The sequence below is a fragment of the Maribacter hydrothermalis genome, assembly GCF_001913155.1.
Taxonomy (GTDB): domain Bacteria; phylum Bacteroidota; class Bacteroidia; order Flavobacteriales; family Flavobacteriaceae; genus Maribacter; species Maribacter hydrothermalis.
The window spans coordinates 1,910,935-1,932,019 of sequence record NZ_CP018760.1; the positions used below are offsets into that span (position 1 = coordinate 1,910,935).

The window sequence follows — 21,085 nt, forward strand, 5'->3', positions numbered from 1 at the left end:
ATAATACTATTCGTAAGCACACGTTCTAGCGTCTGAAACCACATAATACTCTTTGTAATTAATAGCATTTGGGTCCATGCACCCTTTTAGATTCCTAATTTTAATATCCTTGAAATCTATTGGTTGCCCTTCACTTTGCAAAGCAATCATTCCTTCTTTTAAGGGTTTGCCATCTTGTTTAATTTTAGGGTCAAAACCATTTGCTACTCCTCCTCCTATTTGTGGTTTTGTATACTCCAATACAGTTTTTCCGTTGATAATATGTGTAACTAAAGAGTCGTGTAGCACTATTAACTCTGCCGTTACCCATTGTTCCCCAAAATAAGTGTCTGAGGTAGAATTAATACAATGTCTTGGGTCAATTTTACCGTTATAAACCACATCGGTACCTGGTGAACACATATTACCGGTTGGGCGCTCCTTACCTTCTTCTACTCCTGCCAAAAACTGCATCTCTACAGATATGGGCCAATCTTGTTCTTTCAACATTGTTTTAGGGTCTTGTGAATGAAACATGATACCGCTATTTTTAATCGTATACTCTGGTGCTCCTTGGTATAGCTCACCAACAAAACGATACTGCATGGTTAAGTGAAAATCAGAAAATGGCTGATTGTAATATAAATGGGAAAACCGGTCATTAAAATCCCCCTCGTAGTTGTCGTACCTAACTTTCACCATATTATCTTCGGCTCTAAACGTATCTCCATAATTATCACCCACTTCGTAATGATGAATTTTAGTTGTCCATCCGTCTAAATTAGTACCATTAAACATGGTTTCCCAACCATCTTCCGCCTGTTGTGCTTGCGATACTCCAATCCCTATTGAAAATATAAATGCGTTAATTAATAAGCCCGACATAAGTACTTTTCTTCTCATTTGAAATAGTCTTAGAGTAAATAGTTAATGATATTAGCTGAAAACCATAGGTATTAATATGCTCCTAAATATAATAATTGTTCTGTAATAAAATTATTATGGTCTTTATACCAATTTGATTTTAAATACCAACACAATGAGTTCATTTATTATCGCTACTTTTAAATTAACAAACCGCAAGTATCATATCTCAACAACATAAATTATGCGTATTCACTTATTAATTGCCTCCAGTATTTTGTTAAGTTTATTTTCAAATGCTCAGGAATCTAAAAAAGAAACTCCCCTTAAACCAATACCAGAAGCAAAATCTTTTGTCACCAAACATCAAGGTGTTTTTGGAGGTAGAACCATCGACTATACCACAACTGCAAAAGAAACTTTTTTAACTAATAAAGAAGGGGACTCTATTGCAACATTTTGGTCGGTAGCCTATACAAAAACGGCTATAGGCGATGTTACTAAAAGGCCCGTAACCTTTGTTTTTAATGGCGGCCCAGGTTCTGCTTCTATGTGGCTACACATGGGGTTCTTTGGTCCTAAAATTGTAAAAGTAGATTCTGACGCCATACAAGATGATGGAGCTGCACCTTATAATTTAATAAACAACGAACATGGCTTATTAGATATAACCGACTTAGTATTTATAGACCCCGTAGGCACAGGTTATAGTAGGTTAGTAGGTACAGGTGAAGGTGAAGATTTTTACGGGCTTAAAGAAGATGTAGATTCTTTTGCACAATTTATTAGAACGTGGGTAACTGATAATGAACGCTGGTTTTCTCCAAAATACTTAGCGGGTGAAAGTTATGGTACCACGCGTGCTGCTGCACTTGGTAATGCCTTAGAGGGTTCTGGACAAAACATGGCCTTAAACGGAATGATTTTAATATCTCAAGCTTTAGATTATGCTGGTTCTACCTCCGAACCTAATAATATAACATCATTCATAACTTATTTACCTAGTATGGCCGCTACTGCTTGGTATCATAAAAAAGCAGGTCAAGGTAAATCTTTAGTGGACTTTACTCAAGAATGTCGTGATTTCACCTACAATACATATATACCAGCGCTTTACAAAGGCAATCTTTTAAATGAAAACGAGAAAAATGCCATAGCCGAAAAATTAGCCTATTTCACTGGCTTAGATAAAACCTATATTCTACAATCTAACTTAAGAATATTAATGGGCCGTTTTCAAAAACAATTGTTACTAGATAAAGGTTTGGCTATTGGTAGGTTAGATGGCCGTTTTATGGGTGATGAGGAAGATAAAGTCTCTGAAAAACCACATTTGGGCGATGCCGCTAGTTATCAAATAAGTGCGGCTTACACCGCTAGTCTTAACCATTATTTTGCTTCGGAATTAAAAATAAAAATGGATAGGCCCTATATAACATCTGGTGGTGGTTCTAATTGGAGATGGAGAACTGTACCGGATAGTCAATATTGGGAACCAATGCCTGTAAATACCGCTCCTGAATTAGGAGAAACCATGCGTAGAAACACAGCAATGAAAATTATGGTTGCTAGTGGGTATTATGATTTAATTACTCCGTTTTTTGATGCGGAGTATACTTTTGATAGAAACGGCATAGTTAAGGAACGTGTGCAAATGAAATATTATGAAGGTGGCCATATGATGTATACACACGAGCCAGATTTAATACAATTAAGCAAAGATATTCGTGAGTTTATAACTGCCAATTAATATTATCCTTTAATGAAGATCATCACCAATTTGATTAGAATATTGGTACTTTCACTTATAATATTAAGTGCCTGCACAGAAAAATCTTCAAAAGGGGACGATAAAGCCTATACTACTTGGTCATCATATCTAGGAGATTCGGGAAGAAGTCATTTTACCACACTCGAACAAATAACACCAAATAACGTTTCTCAATTACATGTTGCTTGGCGTTACGAATCAGCAGATTGGGGACAAATGCAAATGAATCCTTTGGTAGTTGATAGTATCGTCTATGGTGTTACCGCAGCTTTAAGAGTAGTCGCTCTCCATGCCGAAACAGGAAAAGAGTTGTGGCAGTTTGGAGATTCTGTTCAAGTATGGCACTCTACAAGTAGAGGTGTCTCTTATTGGGAGAAAGATGATGATAAACGAATACTATGCACACGTGGTGCTAATCTATATGCCTTAGATGCACTTACTGGAAAGCCAGTGCCTTCTTTTGGTGTTGAAGGTAAAATTGATATGCGTTCTGGTATGCCTGATTCCGCCAAAGAAAAATTTGTTATCTCAAATACCCCAGGAACAGTATTTAAAGACCTTATAGTAATGCCTTTGCGTATATCTGAAGGTTCAGACGCTGCTCCTGGAGATGTCATGGCTTTTAATGTAATTACAGGAAAGTTAGAATGGATTTTTCATACTATTCCACACCCAGGTGAATTAGGTTATGAAACATGGGAAGACCCTAATGCCTATAAAAATCCAACTATTGGTGCAGCTAATAATTGGGCCGGAATGGCCTTAGATGAAGAAGCAGAAATTATTTATATTCCTACTGGGTCTGCAGCCCCAGATTTTTACGGTGGAGACCGTTTAGGGAGTAATTTATTTGCTAATTCTTTAGTTGCCTTAAATGTAAATAACGGAGAATATCTATGGCATTTTCAATTTACACATCATGATATTTGGGACCGTGATCTTCCTGCCCCACCTAATCTATTAACAGTAAAACATAATGGGCAAAAAATAAAGGCGGTAGCACAAATTACCAAACAAGGGTTTGTTTATTTATTTAACAGATTAACTGGAGAGCCTTTATTTGAAATTGAAGAAGTACCTGTGCCTCCTTCAAAATTAGTAGGTGAAAATGCTTGGCCAACACAGCCCATACCAAACAAACCTAAACCATTTGCACGGCAATCTAATGAACTAACTAAAAACGATATTAGTCCTTATGCCGACAATAAAGAAGAGCTTATAAGAATTTTTGAATCTGCAGAAAAAGAAGTTTATAGTCCACCAAACCTGACTCCTACTTTGTTGTTGCCGGGTTATGATGGGGCAGCTGAATGGGGTGGCGCCGGTGTTGATCCCGACGATGGAATTTTATATGTAAACTCGAATGAAATGGCCTGGAACCTTCAAATGAATATAAAGAAAACTCCAATAGAAGAACTTACCATTGGTTCAACTATTTATTCTAATAAATGTGCAACATGCCATCAACCATATAGAACTGGGGTATCATCTAGCGGTTTTCCCTCTTTAATAGATATACAACTTAAAAAAAGTAAAAATGAAATTGTTTCTATCATTACAAATGGTAAAGGAATGATGACTGGATTTCCAACTTTATCAGCTACTGAAAAAGAGGCTTTAGTTCAGTTTTTGTTTAATGAAGAGGAAACCAATACTAATGATAAAATGGAGATTGCATCAAGTGAAAATTTGTATGTTTATCAGCATAGTGGTTATAATAAATTCTTAGATAGTAATGGCTTACCCGGTATATCGCCACCATGGGGAACATTGAATGCAATTGATTTAAACACTGGTGATTTTTTATGGTCAATACCTTTTGGTGAAACTTTGGAACTTAAAGAAAAAGGGTTCCCAACTACAGGTACCGAAAATTATGGTGGGCCAATTATTACAAAAAACGGACTTATACTCATCGCTGCTACCAAAGATGGTTATTTGAGGGCATTTGATAAAAAAACAGGTACTCTTCTTTGGGAATATGAATTGCCTGCAGCTTCATTTGCAACGCCCGCTACTTATGAATATAATGGTAAACAATATATTGTTCTTGCTTGCGGTGGTGAAAAGCTAGGAACTAAAAAAGGAAATCAAATCATTGCATTTTCTTTACCTAACCCTTAATAGTATCTCGTTTTTTAAGATTAATAATATTTTTATCCTCCATATTAAGTATTCTTTTCGACCTCAAATAGCGGCCAACATTAAATTCATCAAAGTTCGGAGAATTTTTATCTACACTACTTATCCGTACCATATTCGACGAATGTATAAATTTATTATCCCCAATCCACATACCAACATGTACCACTTTTTCTGTGGTAGTTTCGGTAGCTTTTCGTCCAAAAAACAACAAATCCCCCTTTTCTAACTTACTAAAATCTGAAATAGAGTCTATAGATTTACCGGCATGCACTTGTTGCGATGCATCACGTGGTATGACCATTCCATTTAAATAATAAATAGTCTTGGTAAAACCACTACAGTCTACTCCTTTGGTTGACGTGCCTCCCCACAAATATGGAACACCAATTAATGTTTTAGAGATTGCTATCAATGAATCAGCTTCAAAATCTAAATTAGACAACCATGTATTATAATCTTCAGCTTCATTTTTACGTACAAAAGCTTTTCTACCATCAGGAAATTCAACTTTATAAAAACCATTTTCTTCATTTAAAAACTTTAATATATTACCAGCTACTAAATCAGAAACAATGCTTTCTTCATCTATAGTATTATATGCATGACCATAGGTTTTAGTATATATAATCTTTTTTGAAGTTGTCCATTGCAATAAACTTTCCTCATTCATTAACTGAATTCCACCGGAATCTACCCATGCTAAATAATCATCCGGTGTTTGTATCAAATACCAATCTCCATCATTTTTTAAAACATTCACTTCAGTACCAAGAATAGCTTGTGTTGCCAACTCTGCAGAGTGCTTTGGGTTACTTCTTAAATTAGCTGCTGAAATATTAATAACTGCTTTTGTTTTTCCCTTTAAATCCAATGATGGAAGTATTTTAATATGGTCTTCTACCTCAATACCTTTTTTATGTAAAACCGCTTTCAGAGAATCCACAGCATTTGGTAAATTACTTTCGCCTACTAATGTAAAATTTGAAGAACCAGATAAAACATCTATATTAAAAAGTGCTGTCCGTTTATCTGGAGCAAAGTGTTTTTTAACACTTTCTACCTCCCGAACCAGAATATTTTTTTCCTCAATATTGATGCCACAGGACATATTTAATAATATCAAAATCAATACATAAGCTTTATGGTACAGTGTTGTCTTCATGCCTAAAATAGTTTCTTATAGTATTAGCCTTGTGAATTTATGTAATTTTATCGCAAATGAAGAAACTTAAGGTCATAGAACTTTTTGCAGGTGTTGGCGGATTTCGTTTAGCCCTTGAAGATACTAATGCGTATTCTGTAGTTTATAGTAATCAGTGGGAACCTAGTACAAAAACACAGCATGCTTCTTTAGTTTACGAAGCTAGGTTTGGAAAGCAAAACCATAGTAATAAAGATATTTCCGAAGTGGTTACCAAAGATATTCCTGATGCAGATATGTTAGTCGGTGGCTTTCCTTGCCAAGATTATTCTGTGGCAACAACATTACAAAACTCCAAAGGTTTAATTGGTAAAAAAGGAGTTTTATGGTGGACAATTCATAGAATATTATCAGAGAAAAAAAATGCTCCTAAATATTTATTTCTAGAAAATGTAGACCGGTTGCTTAAATCTCCGTCAAACCAAAGAGGAAGAGATTTCGCAATTATGCTTAAAAGCCTTGATGATTTAGGGTATGCTGTAGAATGGAGGGTAATTAATGCTGCTGATTATGGTATGCCTCAACGGCGGCGACGAATTTTCTTTTTAGGATATCATAAATCTACGGCGCTTTACAAACAGTTTAAAAAGAACACGCCAAAAGAATGGATTTTTGAATCTGGTACAATAACATCTGCATTTCCAATTTCCAGTACTTCTTCTCTGATAACATCTTTTACTATTGATGAGGATTTAGTTTCATTATCAGAAAATTTTAATGTTGGTGCTAAATTATCTCCATTCCAAAATACAGGTGTTTTTATAGATGGAAAAGTATATACTACTAAAACCACTCCTAATTTTGATGGAAAAAGAACCGTTTTAGAAGATATATTAGAAAAAGGTAATATAGCTGAAGAATATTATATTAAAGAAAATGCATATGAAAAATGGGAATATTTAAAAGGAGCAAAAAAAGAAACACGAACTGCCAAAACTGGTTATTCGTATAGTTACAGCGAAGGAAGAATGATTTTTCCGGATGCCCTAGACAATGCATCAAGAACCATTATAACTGGGGAAGGTGGTAAAAGTCCGTCACGTTTTAAGCACGTTATTCAAACTAAAAAGGGATTACGACGATTAACTCCAATAGAACTAGAACGTTTAAACATGTTCCCCGATAACCATACCTTTTTAGAAGGTATTTCAAATACCAAAAGAGCTTTTTTTATGGGTAATGCATTAGTCGTTGGGGTTGTTCAAAAAATAGGTCAGATTTTAGCCAAGAAAATAAGTGAATCATGAAAAGCAAGTTCGCATCTGATTTAAAAAAAGAGAAACAACTTTCTTTATTATTAGATGTGTACTATAAAAAACAGTTATTCTCTTACAGCACAACCCGTGTACATGATATTAAAAACCAATTAGCTGGTATAGACGTTCAGTTTATACATAACCATACCAAGGTTATTTACAATATTGATGAAAAAGCACAACTAGATTATATAAATGAGGATTTACCAACATTTGCATTTGAGTTAGGATACCACAAGAACAATATTTATAAACAAGGTTGGCTTTTCGATGAAGATAAAGAAACAGATTTTTATGCTTTAGTTACTGCTATTTACGAAGACGAACCAGGAGTATATACCAGTTGTAAAATAACATTGGTTAATAGAAGTAAACTGTGTTCTTTTTTAATTCAATTAAAATTAACAAAGCAAATTTTAGATAAGTATTGTGATGAAAATAAGAACATTAACGGTAAACTAAAGCTAGCTGAATTAAATAGTAGAAATGAGGGTTATTTATATTTTTCAAAAAAGAATAAAGCCGAAAAACCAATTAATCTAATACTAAAATTAGACTTTTTAATTGAACAAGGAATTGCTAAACGATTGGTTTAAAAATATGTCTTTTAGCACAACATATTGTTAATCAGCGTTTAAAATTTGGAATTCTCGTTTTTTTTGTTATTTTACTAGGTATGGTAAAAGTAGAAAAGTCAGAAAATATAGCGTTTTTAGAAAAATCAATACAGCATTTAGAAGCTACTGGTTTCGAGAATATTAAAGCCGATATGGAAGGTTATGAAACCCCTAAATCATACTCCAGAAAAGGTAAAAATGATAATATTACTCCAGATATTGTTGCTATTAAAAATGGTAGAAAATACTATTTCGATATTAGTCTTAAATCTCCAAAAACTAGATTATTAAAATCTAAATGGTTGTTTTTAGATACCTTGAGTAGAATGAACTCTAACCGATTTAGAATTATTACGACTAAAGGGCATTATAAATTTACAGATAATATGCTTGAAGATATTAACCTTAGTAACAAAACCCCTATTAAAATATAGGACTCTGTAATGGAATATATTTCATACCCTTCTAGGTAAAATTTGAAAATAAAAATTTGTAAAAATGACCGTTAAAAACGGTCATTTTTAATTTTTAATTTTTAATCATTGCAATATGTGGAATTCCATCTTCTAAATAGCCTTCACCTATTGTTCTAAAGCCTAATTCCGTATAAAATTTAGTTAAATAAACCTGAGCTGATATTTTAATATCATCTTCATTAAATTTTTCTTTTACAGCGTTAATGGATGCTTGCATGATATCCTTCCCATAACCATAATTTCTATATTCTTTATGTACGGCAACCCTACCAATACTAGACTCGTTAAAATAATAACCAGGTTTAAATATTCTAGTATAAGCAACAATCTTATTATTATTATAACCTATTACATGAATTGCTTTATCATCTTTCCCATCTAAATCTTGATAAACACAATCTTGTTCAACAACAAAAATTTCAGTTCTAAGTTGAAGTACTTCATAAAGTTCTAATGTTGTTATTTCACCAAATTCTTTTACTTTAATATCTAACATAAATATGCTTAATTAAGTGATATTGTTTACAACTTATATATTGTAAGTACTTGTTTTAAAACAGATTATAGTAATACTCCTTAGGTTATTAACATTACTATACTACTTATTATTGAAGTGGTATTTTTTCTATTCTACGTTCATGTCTACCACCAGAAAAAGGCGTGTTTATAAACGTTGAAATCATTTCCAGTGCTTGCGGCAATGCTATGTATCTAGCAGGTAAACTAATAATGTTAGCGTCGTTATGCTCTCTTGCTAATTGGGTTATTTCTTTGGTCCAACATAAAGCAGCTCTAACATTTTGTTGTTTATTAGCAGTCATACAAGCTCCATTACCACTACCACAAATTAAAATTCCAAAATCTACGATTCCTTTTTCAACATCTTGAGCAACAGGATGAGCAAAATCTGGATAATCAACACTATCCGTACCATCGGTACCATAGTTTATAACTTCAATTTGTTTTGATTTTAATAAACCAAGTATAGCTAGCTTATACTCAGTACCCGCATGGTCATTACCAATAGCTATTTTCATTAAGTGTATTATTTATAGGTTAATAGTTCATAATTTATCATACGGGGGATCGATAAAATGCAGGCTAAAGGTACAATAATCGAACATTGACAACAAAATTTAAGCACTTGACAACATTTGTTTTTAAATAAAATTTAATAGTTGTTAATTACTATGTTATAAGCATGGTTTTCTTCATGCATAAATTGTTTAAAAAAACATAGTTAAATATTTGCTTTTTAATATTGGCTTCTGCTTACATTTTTAATCTTCTAAAGAAGAATTAAAATATTAGAAAGTATTAGTACTTTTTCATCAAAAAAATGCTCCTAGTTAACATTAAAATTACATTTAGTTATTAATAAAATTATGTTAATAGCCGTTATCAACCATAACTAATAACTTCTCAAAATACTGATTTTCAATTATCAATTAGTATTTATAGCTGTCAACAACTTTTAGTATTTCACTAATTCAAACATTTTAGAAATAAGTTATACCTGTTGTTAACAGACTATAATAATCATCAAAATTTAATTTAATTTAAAAGAAAAAATGGCAATTATGATATATATGTTAATAACAACATTTGAGCATCACTATTCTATAAAGGGTTAATTAATTGGTAGTGGATTATAATTCGTAATTTTCCAACAAATAATAAGTTTAATGTCGAAAAGAAACAAGAAGGCGAAGAACCATAGAAAGAATGAAATAACAAGAGGAATTTTTACCGTTCTAGAAAAAGAACCAAGTAAGAGTTTTAATTATAAGCAAATAGCCGCCAAGATAGATATAACAAGTGCTGAAGATAGAAATCTTCTTATAAAAAGATTAACTGAATTAAATGAAAAGAAACGTATTCAGCAAGTTGATCGTGGGCAATATAAAGTTTTAGAAAATACAAAATCGTACCACGAAGGAACTGTAGATCTAACGGGAAAAGGCAATGCTTATATTGTTGTTGAAGGTATGGATGATGATATTTTTATTCCATCTAATAAAATAAACAAAGCTTTTCATAAAGATAAAGTTGAAGTTTATATATATCCTAGAAGTAAAAGTAAAAAGTTAGAAGGTGAAATAGTAAAAGTAATTGAACGGTATAAAACTACTTTTGTAGGTATTGTGGATATGCAAAAAACATTTGCATTTGTACGACCAACAGACTTTAGAATGTACACCGATATTTTTGTTTCGATTGATAAATTAAATGGAGCTAAAAATGGTGAAAAGGTAATAGTGGAAATTACGGATTGGCCAGATGATGTTGATTCTCCTTTTGGTAAAGTAACAGAAGTACTTGGAATTCCAGGAGAACACGATACAGAAATACACTCTATTTTAGCAGAATATGGATTACCATATTCCTTCCCAACTGAAGTTCAGCGTTTTGCCGATGACATAGATACAAGTATTAAACAAGAAGAAATTCTTAAAAGAAGAGATGTAAGGGACGTCCTTACATTTACAATTGATCCTAAAGATGCTAAAGATTTTGATGACGCACTTTCTTTTCAAGTTTTAGATAATGGCAATTATGAAATAGGAATTCATATTGCCGATGTTTCGCATTATTTAGAAAAAGAAACCATATTGGATGATGAGGCCTATGAAAGGGCAACATCTGTATATTTGGTTGATAGGGTAGTTCCTATGTTGCCAGAAGTTTTATCAAATAATGCTTGTTCGTTAAGACCAAACGAAGAAAAATATACGTTTTCTGCTATTTTTGAGCTGGATACTAATGCAATAATTAAAAATCAGTGGTTTGGGCGTACTGTAATCAATTCTAATGAACGTTTTGCGTATGAAGAAGCTCAGTATATCTTAGAAACTGGTAAAGGTAACATACCGCAAGAAATATCTATTAGAGAATCTGCTTACGAGGTTTCCAATGATGTTGTTCATGCAACCTTGGAAATGGACCGCCTAGCAAAGATTATGCGTGAAAAGCGAATGGATTTAGGTGCATTATCTTTCGATAAAGTGGAAGTACGTTTCAATCTTGATGAAAATAGTGAACCGATAGGAGTTTATTTTAAAGAATCTAAAGATGCCAATAAGCTAATAGAAGAATTCATGCTTTTAGCTAATAGAAAAGTTGCTGAATTTATTGGTAAACAAAAACCTAAAAAGACTTTTGTTTACAGAATACATGATGATCCGGATCCAGATAAGTTAATGGCTTTAAATGGAATTGTATCTAAATTTGGACATAAATTGGATTTTAAGGATAAAAAATCTATCAGTTCATCTTTAAATCAACTTTTGCAAGATGTAAAAGGTAAAAAAGAACAGAATATGGTGGATACACTTACAATTCGCAGTATGAGTAAGGCAGTTTATACTATTGATAATATTGGCCATTATGGTTTAGCATTCGATTATTATACACATTTTACATCACCAATTAGAAGATATCCTGATGTTATGGTACATCGTTTATTGCAGCATTATCTAGATGGTGGAGCTTCCGCTAAAGAAGAAGAGTTCCAGAAAAAGTGTAAACATTCTTCAGATATGGAATATTTAGCTTCCAGTGCGGAACGTGATTCTATAAAGTATATGCAAATTAAATTTATGCAGGATCATAAAGATGAGGAATTTCGTGGGGTTATTAGTGGTGTTACAGAATGGGGAATTTATGTAGAAATTATTTCGAATAAATGTGAAGGTATGATTCGTATTCGTGACATAAAAGGAGATTATTATATATTTGATGAGAAGCAATATGCCATAATTGGAGAGCGTACCAAGAATAAATATCAGTTAGGTGATGAAGTTACTGTTATGGTAAAAAGCACTGATTTAATTAAAAGACATCTAGATTTTGTTTTGATTCCTGACCCTAATAATTAATTTGGAATGAAATTTGGTATAAGGTGACTGTATTAGAAGGGTAACTTAAAATTTAGTTGCAACTCTATTAAACAAATTTATACGTAAAGAATGAAACAAGTTGTAGTTTTTATGTTTCTCTTAAATTGTGTTTTGGCTATTAGCCAGGATAATAAGATTACTCAAAATTTAGATTCCTTCAAAGAATTAAAAGGTTTTGATGGGTTATCTATTAACTTAATTAAGTCTACAGAGAATAAAGCAATTATTTCAGGTGAAAATACAGGTAAAGTAGCTATTGTAAATAATGAAGGTGTTCTGAAAATACGAATGCAAATTGGAAAAATATTTAGTGGATATAAAACTTTTGTTGACCTCTATTATAGTAATGATATTTTAGTAATTGATGTTAACGAAGATGCTCGAATAGTTACTGAAGGTATTATAAAACAAGATATTTTAGAATTGAAAGCCCAAGAAGGTGGTGAAGTAATTGTAAATGCCGAAGTTGAACAAATGTTGATAAAGTCGGTATCTGGTGGTATTATTATTACAAAAGGTAATTCTAATCTCCAAGATGTTCAAATAAATACAGGAGGTATTTATGAAGGTAAAAATTTTACAACTAACTTTTCAACTATTAACGTCAATGCTGGCTCTAGAGCAGAAATTAACGCAAAAGATTATGTAAAAGCTACTGTAAAGGCTGGAGGAGAAGTTTTAATATATGGAAACCCAAAGAAGTTGGAAGAAAAAACAGTATTTGGTGGTACAATAAAAAGAATGTAAAATTTAATGTTAGAAGATATACAAGCAGCAATCCCTTTAGGCTTTTTTTTAAGCTTTATGGTTGGTCCTGTCTTTTTTGTTCTTTTAGAAACAAGTGCAATCAAAGGATTTAGGGCAGCTATAACTTTTGATATTGGAGTTTTATTGGCAGATATTCTTTTTATTCTTGTGGCGTATTTTAGTAGTTTTCAACTGCTTGAAAATTTAAGTAACCAACCAGGACTTTATGTTTTTGGAGGGGTTATTTTATTGATTTATGGATTAGTTACTTTTTTTAAAGTAGGTATTAAAGAAATTCCTTTGGGATCTAAAAGGATAAAGAAATCGGATTTTTTAGGTCTTTTTGTTAAAGGTTTCCTTTTAAATTTTATCAACATAGGAGTTTTAGTTTTTTGGCTTGGTATTATAATAATTATTGGACCAAGCCTTGATAATGATCCAAATAGGTTTGTCACCTTCTTTGCTACCGTATTACTCTCCTATTTTATAACAGATATTTTTAAAATTTTATTAGCTAAACAGTTGAAGAAAAAATTAACTGCTAAAAGAATTTTTATGGTAAAGAAGGTAATTGGTATTATACTTTTAATATGTGGTTTAGTGCTTATAGTTAAAGGTTTTTTACCTAAAAATCAATTTAATATAGAAAACGGTCTGGAAAAATTGGAACATACTATTATAGAATAGAAAAAGCCGGTACATACCGGCTTTTTTTCTTAGTAAGGATAATCTATTTTTTATAATTATCGTTTAGTAATTTTACTATTTCATTGGTTAAATCGTTTGCATCTTTCCCGTAAAGAACACTTCCACCATCTCCACCACCTAAAATGTAAGAATATCCATTTTTCTTTCCGTAAGCTTTAATTTCTTTTTTTACCTTAGAAACTATACTATCCATTTCTGTTTGTCCTGCAAGTTGAAGTTGTTGATCTTGTTGCTGAAGCTGTTGACCAATAATTTGTCCTTTTTGTTGCATTGCTGCATATTCTTCTTGAGCTTTTGTTTGAGGCATAGATTGAGCTTTTGCTTGAAAAGCTTGTGCTTCTATTTGGAATGCTTGAGAAATACTATCTCTTGTTTTTGCTAATGCGTCTGCTTGTACTTTAAATTTTGCTTCAACATCAATTTTTTGTTGGTATTCATCCATCAACTTTACGTTATCCACGAATCCAATTTTTTCTTGTTGACAAGATGCTAATAATGCAATGGCTAAAATTACTATAAGGTTTTTCATTTTTTCATTTTTAATGTGATGCAAAAGTAACAAAGCTTTTTTGATTGAAAATATTTTTAATTTCAAATAAAATTGAAATTTATCATTATATCAATATATCTTATAATTATTAATTTACTTATAAATATATATTATGATAATTCATACATTTAAAGCTTTTTTAAGGGCGTTTTGTTAATTCGACTTATAAGTAGATGTTTTATACTTTAAAAAGGTTTTAAGAGCATTAAAATGCGATTTTACTGTTTTTGGAGGATATATATTAGAGAAGAATATTCTCCAGTAGATTTTGCACGCATATTTGAAAGCCAACCTCTATAAATTGCTTTTATATAGTTTGTTTTTCCATTTTTATATTTTTCTGATAATAGGGAAACATAATAGGAATCAAAATGCATGGGTAAGGTTTCCACAACCGTAAAGTGATTTTTTTGAAATATGTTGGAAATTGATTTCTGTGAGAAATGCCAAAGATGTCTGGGGGTGTCGTATGCAGCCCAATGTTCTTTATAGTATAGTGCGTCGTAAGATTTATAATTTGGGACGGCTATTATTAATGTACCATTTTTAGTTAGAAGCGATTCAATTTTTTTTATTTGTTTTTCCAAATTGGGTAAATGTTCAAGTACGTGCCAAAGTGTAATTACATTAAATTTTTTATTAGAAATATCTTCTAATTTTTCAGTAGTTCTTATTTTTTTTTCTTCTGCTTTTTTTCGAGCTCCATTATTTATTTCTATACCGTAAGTATCCCAATTTTTATTCTTAGCATAGATTAAAAATTCTCCTGTTCCACAACCGATATCCAATATAGTTTTATCCAGGTTAGAATATCTATTGATGAGTTTTACCTTTTTATTTAGCGTATATGTTTTTACTTTTTGGTAAACCTTTTCGATTAAAGTAGAACCTTGGTCGTTATGCGAAATGTAATTTTCTGGATCGTAATATTTAGATAATTCAGAAGGTTGTGGTTTAGTAATAAGCATGTCGTTCTCTGCATCGTATACAAGGTTGAATTCTTCTTTTGTAACTAGATAGTCTTTGGTTTTGATATATGAATTAATATTAGACATATGACTATACCGTAATTTTAGGTTGATTTTCGATTAATGAATTTTTCATTGTTCCACGTGGAACAATTTCTCCTACCGGCCAAGAAAAACTAAAAGTACACTAATGTCGCTTGGTGTAACTCCACTAATTCTTGATGCTTGTGAAATTGTTATTGGTTGAATTTTTGTTAGCTTTTCCCTTGCTTCAAAGGATAAAGATTTAAGTTTTGTATAGTCAAAGTTTTTGGGAATTTTAACTGCTTCAAGACGGTGAAGTTTATCTGCGTTTACTTTTTCTTTAGCTATATATCCTGAGTATTTAATTTGTACTTCTGCTTGTTCAAGAATTTCACTATCAAAATTATTTTCTTGCACAAATTCGGATACATGTTTTAGTTGTAGCATGTGGTCCATAGTAACGTTAGGTCGTGAAAATGCTTTGTACATTTTATCAGATTGTTTTACTAAGGAAGATTCTATACTTTCAAATATTGGATTTATATCTTCTGGTAGAACACTAGTTTCTTTAAAAAAGTTTACAAGAGTTTCAGATTTTTCAAGTTTCTCCTCCATTCTTTTCATTCGCTTATCGGTAGCTAAACCAATATTATAGCTTAATGGTGTTAAGCGTAAATCTGCATTATCCTGTCTAAGTAATGTTCTATACTCTGCGCGGGAAGTAAACATACGATAAGGTTCTTCAGTTCCTTTGGTAATTAAATCATCTATTAATACACCTATATATGCTTCGTCTCTTTTTAATATTAAGGGTTCTTGTTCCTTAAGTTTTAAGTGTGCATTTATACCTGCCATTAATCCTTGAGATGCTGCTTCTTCGTATCCAGTGGTTCCGTTTATTTGTCCGGCGAAATATAGGTTTTCAACAAGTTTGGTTTCTAATGTATGTTTTAATTGTGTTGGTGGAAAGTAATCATATTCAATTGCATAACCAGGTCTAAAGAATTTTACTTTTTCGAAACCTACTACTGAGCGCAATGCTTTAAATTGTACATCTTCTGGTAATGAAGTTGAAAATCCATTTACATATACTTCTACAGTTTCCCACCCTTCTGGTTCAATAAACATTTGATGACTATCCTTATTTGCAAAGCGATTTATTTTATCTTCTATTGAAGGGCAATATCTTGGTCCGGTACTTTTTATTCTACCATTAAACATAGGAGATCTATCGAAACCTTTACGTAATAGGTCATGAACCAAAGAACTTGTATGTGTCATATAACAATCTCTTTGCTGTGATAATGGTTTGGTATTCGAATATGAAAATTTTTCCGGAATTGCATCTCCTGGTTGTACTATCATTTTGGAATAATCTAAAGAACGACCATCAACTCTTGGTGGTGTTCCTGTTTTCATTCTTCCACTTTCAAAACCAATGCTCACCAATTGTTCTGTAATTCCCGTTGCTGCTTTTTCTCCAGCTCTACCTCCACCAAATTGTTTTTCGCCAATATGTATTAAACCATTAAGAAAAGTTCCATTGGTTAAAACAACAGATTTTGATTTTATTTCAATTCCCAATGAGGTTTTTACCCCGACAACTTTATGGTTGTCAGTTAATAGTCCGCTTACCATTTCTTGATAAAAATCTACATTAGGTGTTTGTTCTAACATTAATCGCCATTCTTCGGCAAAACGCATTCTGTCGTTTTGTGTACGTGGACTCCACATAGCTGGACCTTTAGATTTGTTTAGCATTTTAAATTGTATAGCAGATTTGTCTGATACTATTCCACTATAACCACCAAGTGCATCAATTTCCCTAATTATTTGCCCTTTAGCAATTCCACCCATTGCTGGATTACAGGACATTTGCCCAATATTTTGCAAATTCATGGTAACTAAAAGTGTTTTTGAGCCTAAATTGGCTGCTGCGGCTGCGGCTTCTGCTCCTGCATGACCACCTCCTACTACTATTACATCGTATTCTTCTCCAAACATATCTTTATTGTTCCACGTGGAACAGCTTTATTTTTTCTTCTTCTTTAGCACGCATTTCGGTAGTAGCTATATCCGATTTATCCGAATAGCCCATTAGGTGTAAAACACCATGTACCATAACACGCTTTAATTCATTATCAAAAGAAACATTAAATTCCTCTGCATTTTCTTTTACACGGTCTATTGAAATGTATAAGTCTCCAGATACGTTCTTTCCTGACACATAATCGAAAGTGATTATATCTGTTAAATAGTCGTGTTGTAAATAATCTTGGTTGATTTTTAGTAAGTACTCGTCACTACAAAATATATAATTTAATTCTTGAATTGTATATCCTTCACTTTTACAGGACTGAGAAATCCAGGAATCATAATTATTTTCTTCTTCGAGTTTAAAATCTGTTAGGTAATTGTAATTAATCATTGGCTTTAAAATACTCTTTAACCTTGTTTTGAAAATTTTGGCGCAAAGGTAAGCTTTGCCTATTTAAAATTTCAACTTCATTATGATAATTATCTAATAATGAGGGTTTAGTAGTAATTGGGTTACTGAAATCCTTCAAATTTGAGTTACTTTCTCTTTCAGATTTCTTTCCTTGTTTTAAAGCAGCATTTTCAAGTTTTAATAATTCATACTGTATAGTGTTGGCTTTGTTGATAGTACGTTGTGTAATTCCGTTTTCTAATATGTCATTTTCAAAATCTTCCATCTGTTTAATTAGCTTTTCACCTAGTTTTTGGTCACCAGAATTAATCATATTTTGAAGCTGATTTTCTAGTTCTTGTCTTATTTTCTGCTGACTTTGGTATATTTCATAAATTTCTTTGAGTTCCGACTCACTCATTTGCCCATTACCTTGGCCACTGTTGCCATTAGAACCTCCTTTTCCTTGTCCATTTTCACCACCTACACCCTCTTTTCCGTTTTTAACCCCTTGGCCTTTTCCATTTTCTCCTTCACTTCCATTTTCACCACCTTTACCATTCTCTCCCTGTTTTCCGCCTTTCCCTTGTTTACCACTTTCACCTTTTTCTCCATTTTCCCCCTCCTTACCTTCACCATTTTTTCCTTCTTTTCCTTCACTTCCAGATTTTCCTTTTTGACCCATTTTTTCTCCAAGTTGTTCTTGTCCCTTAATGATATCTGGTAATTGAAAACCACCTTCACTTTGTCCTGAACCCTTACCCATTTGCATACTCTCTTGCATATTATCCATTACTTCGGCTAGAAAATCAGCTAGGCTGTTTGCTGCAGTTAATACATATTTTTGATGAGAAATTCCTTGGTATACCTGCCCATCAGCCATTGTTTCTAATGATTTGTCAATATTGTAGTATACTTCGGTAATTTGTTCATTCACAAATTCCGATAATTCTGCTTGTCTTAGTGATAAAGCGAATAAGCTGTCATCAACATGTTCAAACAAGCCTCTTAGTTCGTTTTGGTCACGAACTGTTTCGGAATATTGGATGGATTCTTGATCTTCTTTGCTGGTTAATTTATCAAAAAGTGCCTCTTGTTTAAAAGAGAAAATTAGTAGATTGTCTAGTATTTGCCTGAGCATTTCTGCATCTTCGGCTACAGAAGTCCCACTACTCCCATTACTTGATGAAGATTCACTTAATTGTTCACTCATTTCTTTCATTTTTTGAGCTGCAGATTTCTGCTTTTTTCCTGGCTTACTTTCCATTGCTTCCGTAGGTGATTGTCCTTCTGTGGGTTCTTGCTTTTCTAGTTCATCTAATGCTTCTACTTGGTCAGATTTTACACCTGATTTTTTTACTTCATCAATTTTTAAATCAATTGGTTTTTTTAACTTTTGGTTGTCCTTTTTTAAGGCATCCATTTCTTGTGAGAGTTTATCAAAATCTTTATTTAGTTCTTTCTGTTTTTCAGCATTTTGTGTGCCTTTACTTTGAGTAGATAATTCATCTTGTTTTTTAGATAAATTTTCTAATTCTTTTGCTAATTGTGAGGCTTTTTCGGTAACATAATACCGTTTGGTTAGCTCTAAAAGTTGTTCTAAACTTCGTTCACTGTTTTTTTGTTTTTTACCTAGCTCTTCCAATCGCTTTGTCAGCTCGTCCTTATTTATTTTGTCAGCTATTTTATTAAGTTCTTCTAAAAGTTTTTCGTTCTTCTTTGCCTCTAATTCTTGCCTTTCCAAACGTTCTTGTAACAATTGGTTTAATTTAGTAGTATTGTTTTCCTTTTTAAGATTATCTTTTAGCTCTTTGCTAAATTTTTGCATGAGTTCTTCTTGTCGTTCTTGTTTTTTCAGAAAGTCCTTTATTTGATTTTTATCATTAAAATTTAAACTACTGTTCTCTTTCTGATTTTGATTAAGTTCCTCTAATGATTCTTTTTGTTCTCTAGCGCGTTCCAATGATTTGTCTAAGTCCTCTATAAGTGTTTGTTGAGATTCTAGGTCTTTATTTCTTAACTGATTATCATTTAATAGCGTTTGTTGAAATAGTTGACTTTTAACAGTTTTACCATTATGAATGGCATCGTTGTCCGTAACCTTAAAGTAGAAGGCGTATTCTTTACCTTGATCAAGAGTTAAACCAGAAGGAAAAGTATAATAAAACTGTTCAAAGTTGTTTTTTGGATTTTTAAGGATAACTTCTTTTTCTTCTTGTTCCTTGTCCTTTTCAAAGTAAACAATAGCAATAGTTTTTATTCCGTAATCGTCTGATACATTTCCGGAATAGTAGGAAATGTTAGGATTTAGTGTATCTAAAACTTGTGTTACTTGGATAGAAGGATATCCATCTTTAATAATGGTGAAATTATAGCCTAATTTTTCATAATCTTTAACATTAAGGTTTGTCGTAGTAAGTTGATAATTTAGGTCGGTATATATCTTTTTATCTAGTTCAAAACGGTTTTGATTTTTTAAAAATGAAAGAATGGTGTCTGTGGTAATTAAATTAATCTTATCAGTATTTTCCCCTTTTATTCGCCATTCAACTTTAGTTCCTTCAGGTATTACTGCATTTCCAGTACCTTTTATTGTTTCATTGCTTTTGTTCAAGTAAGAAGGGAAAACTAAGTTCATAGTAAAATCTATGATTCCTGGAGTTTTTAATCCGGTCAGTATATATTCTTTTGATGTTACTTCGTTAGCGGTGAATGAGAAACTGGTAGTTTTTATTGGTGGTGAAAATGTATAGCTATAAAACCCGTTTTCTTTTTGAAGTAAAATTTGCTCATCGTTAATAACGATATATACATTTTCAGGTTTTATGGAGCCTATTGTTGCAACTTGTAAGGTGTATGCCTCGTCTTGTAATGCCTTAAGGTTGTTTGATAATAATTCAAATTTAAATGGGGCTGGTTTTTCATACGCCAGATCATAGTTTACAACGCGTTCATAAGAACCGAAAAATTTTTGCCAATTCCCCGATAAGAATAGAATGGCTAACAGTAGTAAAGGTATAGCACCATATTTCAGGTAAGGTATAACATCTTTGTATTTAATAGCATTTGAAAAAGGTATAGGGTCTAATTGTTTTGACCTTTGCGATATACTAGCAAGTAATAATTCTGATTGTTGTTTATCATCGGCCAAATCTAATAGGTTGGTTAGTTTATCACCCACTTCAGGGAAATGTCTTCCTATCATAATTGCCGCATCTTTTGGGCCAATTCCTTTTTTTAAACGGAATAAATAGAAAATAGGAGTCAAAATATATTGGAATACTAAATACAATTCTACCAGAACAAATATCCCCAAAAGAACCATTCTACCAACCGTGTTTAGCCATAGAAAGTATTCGATACCTAATACCACAAGGAAAAATAAAAATCCGAATGCAATAAATAATAGTATTCCTTTAAGCAATATTTGTGAATAATGCTTCTTAACGAAT

General features: G+C 32.2%; 17 protein-coding genes. 8 read left to right on the forward strand and 9 right to left on the reverse strand.

What is annotated here, in order from left to right; all coding sequences use genetic code 11:
* Window positions 1-6 precede the first annotated feature (6 nt).
* Window positions 7-882, reverse strand: coding sequence for a 3-keto-disaccharide hydrolase (locus BTR34_RS08205; RefSeq protein WP_082960202.1), 876 nt, complete (start codon window positions 880-882; stop codon window positions 7-9).
* Between the two features lie 205 nt (window positions 883-1,087).
* Between BTR34_RS08205 and BTR34_RS08210 the strand changes: the two genes are divergently transcribed.
* Together BTR34_RS08210 and BTR34_RS08215 are read left to right on the forward strand one after the other, a co-directional pair.
* Entirely contained in the window at window positions 1,088-2,593 is a 1,506-nt protein-coding gene (locus BTR34_RS08210; protein WP_068485708.1) for a S10 family peptidase, read from the forward strand.
* A 12-nt stretch (window positions 2,594-2,605) separates the two neighbouring features.
* A complete protein-coding gene (locus BTR34_RS08215; protein WP_068485710.1) occupies window positions 2,606-4,738 on the forward strand; it encodes an outer membrane protein assembly factor BamB family protein in 2,133 nt (710 codons plus the stop codon).
* On the opposite strand, the gene BTR34_RS08220 is transcribed toward BTR34_RS08215, so the two are convergent.
* Window positions 4,728-5,921 (reverse strand): C40 family peptidase, encoded by a 1,194-nt coding sequence (locus BTR34_RS08220; RefSeq protein WP_068485712.1) that lies wholly within the window; start codon window positions 5,919-5,921, stop codon window positions 4,728-4,730. The genes BTR34_RS08215 and BTR34_RS08220 overlap by 11 nt on opposite strands.
* A gap of 56 nt (window positions 5,922-5,977) precedes the next feature.
* Here BTR34_RS08220 and dcm point away from each other — a divergent pair, with 56 nt between their 5' ends.
* The 3 genes from dcm to BTR34_RS08235 all read left to right on the forward strand — a co-directional run bounded on the left by dcm (window position 5,978) and on the right by BTR34_RS08235 (window position 8,267).
* Window positions 5,978-7,207 (forward strand): DNA (cytosine-5-)-methyltransferase, encoded by a 1,230-nt coding sequence (gene dcm, locus BTR34_RS08225; protein ID WP_068485714.1) that lies wholly within the window; start codon window positions 5,978-5,980, stop codon window positions 7,205-7,207.
* A complete protein-coding gene (locus tag BTR34_RS08230; RefSeq protein WP_068485716.1) occupies window positions 7,204-7,812 on the forward strand; it encodes a hypothetical protein in 609 nt (202 codons plus the stop codon). The genes dcm and BTR34_RS08230 overlap by 4 nt, the downstream gene beginning before the upstream one ends.
* 80 nt (window positions 7,813-7,892) lie before the next feature.
* Window positions 7,893-8,267, forward strand: coding sequence for a hypothetical protein (locus BTR34_RS08235; RefSeq protein ID WP_068485718.1), 375 nt, complete (start codon window positions 7,893-7,895; stop codon window positions 8,265-8,267).
* A gap of 94 nt (window positions 8,268-8,361) precedes the next feature.
* On the opposite strand, the gene BTR34_RS08240 is transcribed toward BTR34_RS08235, so the two are convergent.
* Window positions 8,362-8,805 carry a GNAT family N-acetyltransferase gene (locus BTR34_RS08240; RefSeq protein ID WP_068485719.1) on the reverse strand — a complete coding sequence of 148 codons (444 nt, stop codon included), beginning with the start codon at window positions 8,803-8,805 and terminating at the stop codon, window positions 8,362-8,364.
* A gap of 109 nt (window positions 8,806-8,914) precedes the next feature.
* On the reverse strand, window positions 8,915-9,346 hold the full coding sequence (locus tag BTR34_RS08245) for an RpiB/LacA/LacB family sugar-phosphate isomerase (protein ID WP_068485721.1): 432 nt from the start codon (window positions 9,344-9,346) through the stop codon (window positions 8,915-8,917).
* 648 nt (window positions 9,347-9,994) lie between these two features.
* Here BTR34_RS08245 and rnr point away from each other — a divergent pair.
* The 3 genes from rnr (at window position 9,995) to BTR34_RS08260 (ending at window position 13,642) form a co-directional block, all read left to right on the forward strand.
* The gene (rnr, locus tag BTR34_RS08250; protein WP_068485723.1) at window positions 9,995-12,187 is read left to right on the forward strand and encodes a ribonuclease R; all 2,193 of its coding nucleotides are present in this window, start codon (window positions 9,995-9,997) and stop codon (window positions 12,185-12,187) included.
* Window positions 12,188-12,277: 90 nt separating this feature from the next.
* Window positions 12,278-12,955 (forward strand): head GIN domain-containing protein, encoded by a 678-nt coding sequence (locus BTR34_RS08255; protein WP_068485725.1) that lies wholly within the window; start codon window positions 12,278-12,280, stop codon window positions 12,953-12,955.
* 6 nt (window positions 12,956-12,961) lie between these two features.
* A complete protein-coding gene (locus BTR34_RS08260) occupies window positions 12,962-13,642 on the forward strand; it encodes a LysE family translocator (RefSeq protein ID WP_068485727.1) in 681 nt (226 codons plus the stop codon).
* Between the two features lie 43 nt (window positions 13,643-13,685).
* On the opposite strand, the gene BTR34_RS08265 is transcribed toward BTR34_RS08260, so the two are convergent.
* The 5 genes from BTR34_RS08265 to BTR34_RS08285 all read right to left on the reverse strand — a co-directional run bounded on the left by BTR34_RS08265 (window position 13,686) and on the right by BTR34_RS08285 (window position 21,057).
* Window positions 13,686-14,192, reverse strand: a complete 507-nt coding sequence (locus tag BTR34_RS08265) for an OmpH family outer membrane protein (RefSeq protein ID WP_068485729.1) — start codon at window positions 14,190-14,192, stop codon at window positions 13,686-13,688.
* A gap of 239 nt (window positions 14,193-14,431) precedes the next feature.
* On the reverse strand, window positions 14,432-15,268 hold the full coding sequence (locus tag BTR34_RS08270; RefSeq protein WP_068485731.1) for a class I SAM-dependent methyltransferase: 837 nt from the start codon (window positions 15,266-15,268) through the stop codon (window positions 14,432-14,434).
* A gap of 72 nt (window positions 15,269-15,340) precedes the next feature.
* Window positions 15,341-17,209: a tRNA uridine-5-carboxymethylaminomethyl(34) synthesis enzyme MnmG gene (gene mnmG, locus BTR34_RS08275; RefSeq protein ID WP_068485733.1), complete on the reverse strand. Its 1,869-nt coding sequence runs from the start codon at window positions 17,207-17,209 to the stop codon at window positions 15,341-15,343.
* A 4-nt stretch (window positions 17,210-17,213) separates the two neighbouring features.
* Complete coding sequence (ybeY, locus tag BTR34_RS08280; protein WP_068485735.1) at window positions 17,214-17,633, reverse strand: rRNA maturation RNase YbeY; 420 nt, start codon at window positions 17,631-17,633, stop codon at window positions 17,214-17,216.
* Window positions 17,626-21,057: a DUF4175 family protein gene (locus BTR34_RS08285; protein WP_235843243.1), complete on the reverse strand. Its 3,432-nt coding sequence runs from the start codon at window positions 21,055-21,057 to the stop codon at window positions 17,626-17,628. Before BTR34_RS08285 ends, ybeY begins: the two co-directional genes overlap by 8 nt.
* Window positions 21,058-21,085 lie beyond the last annotated feature (28 nt).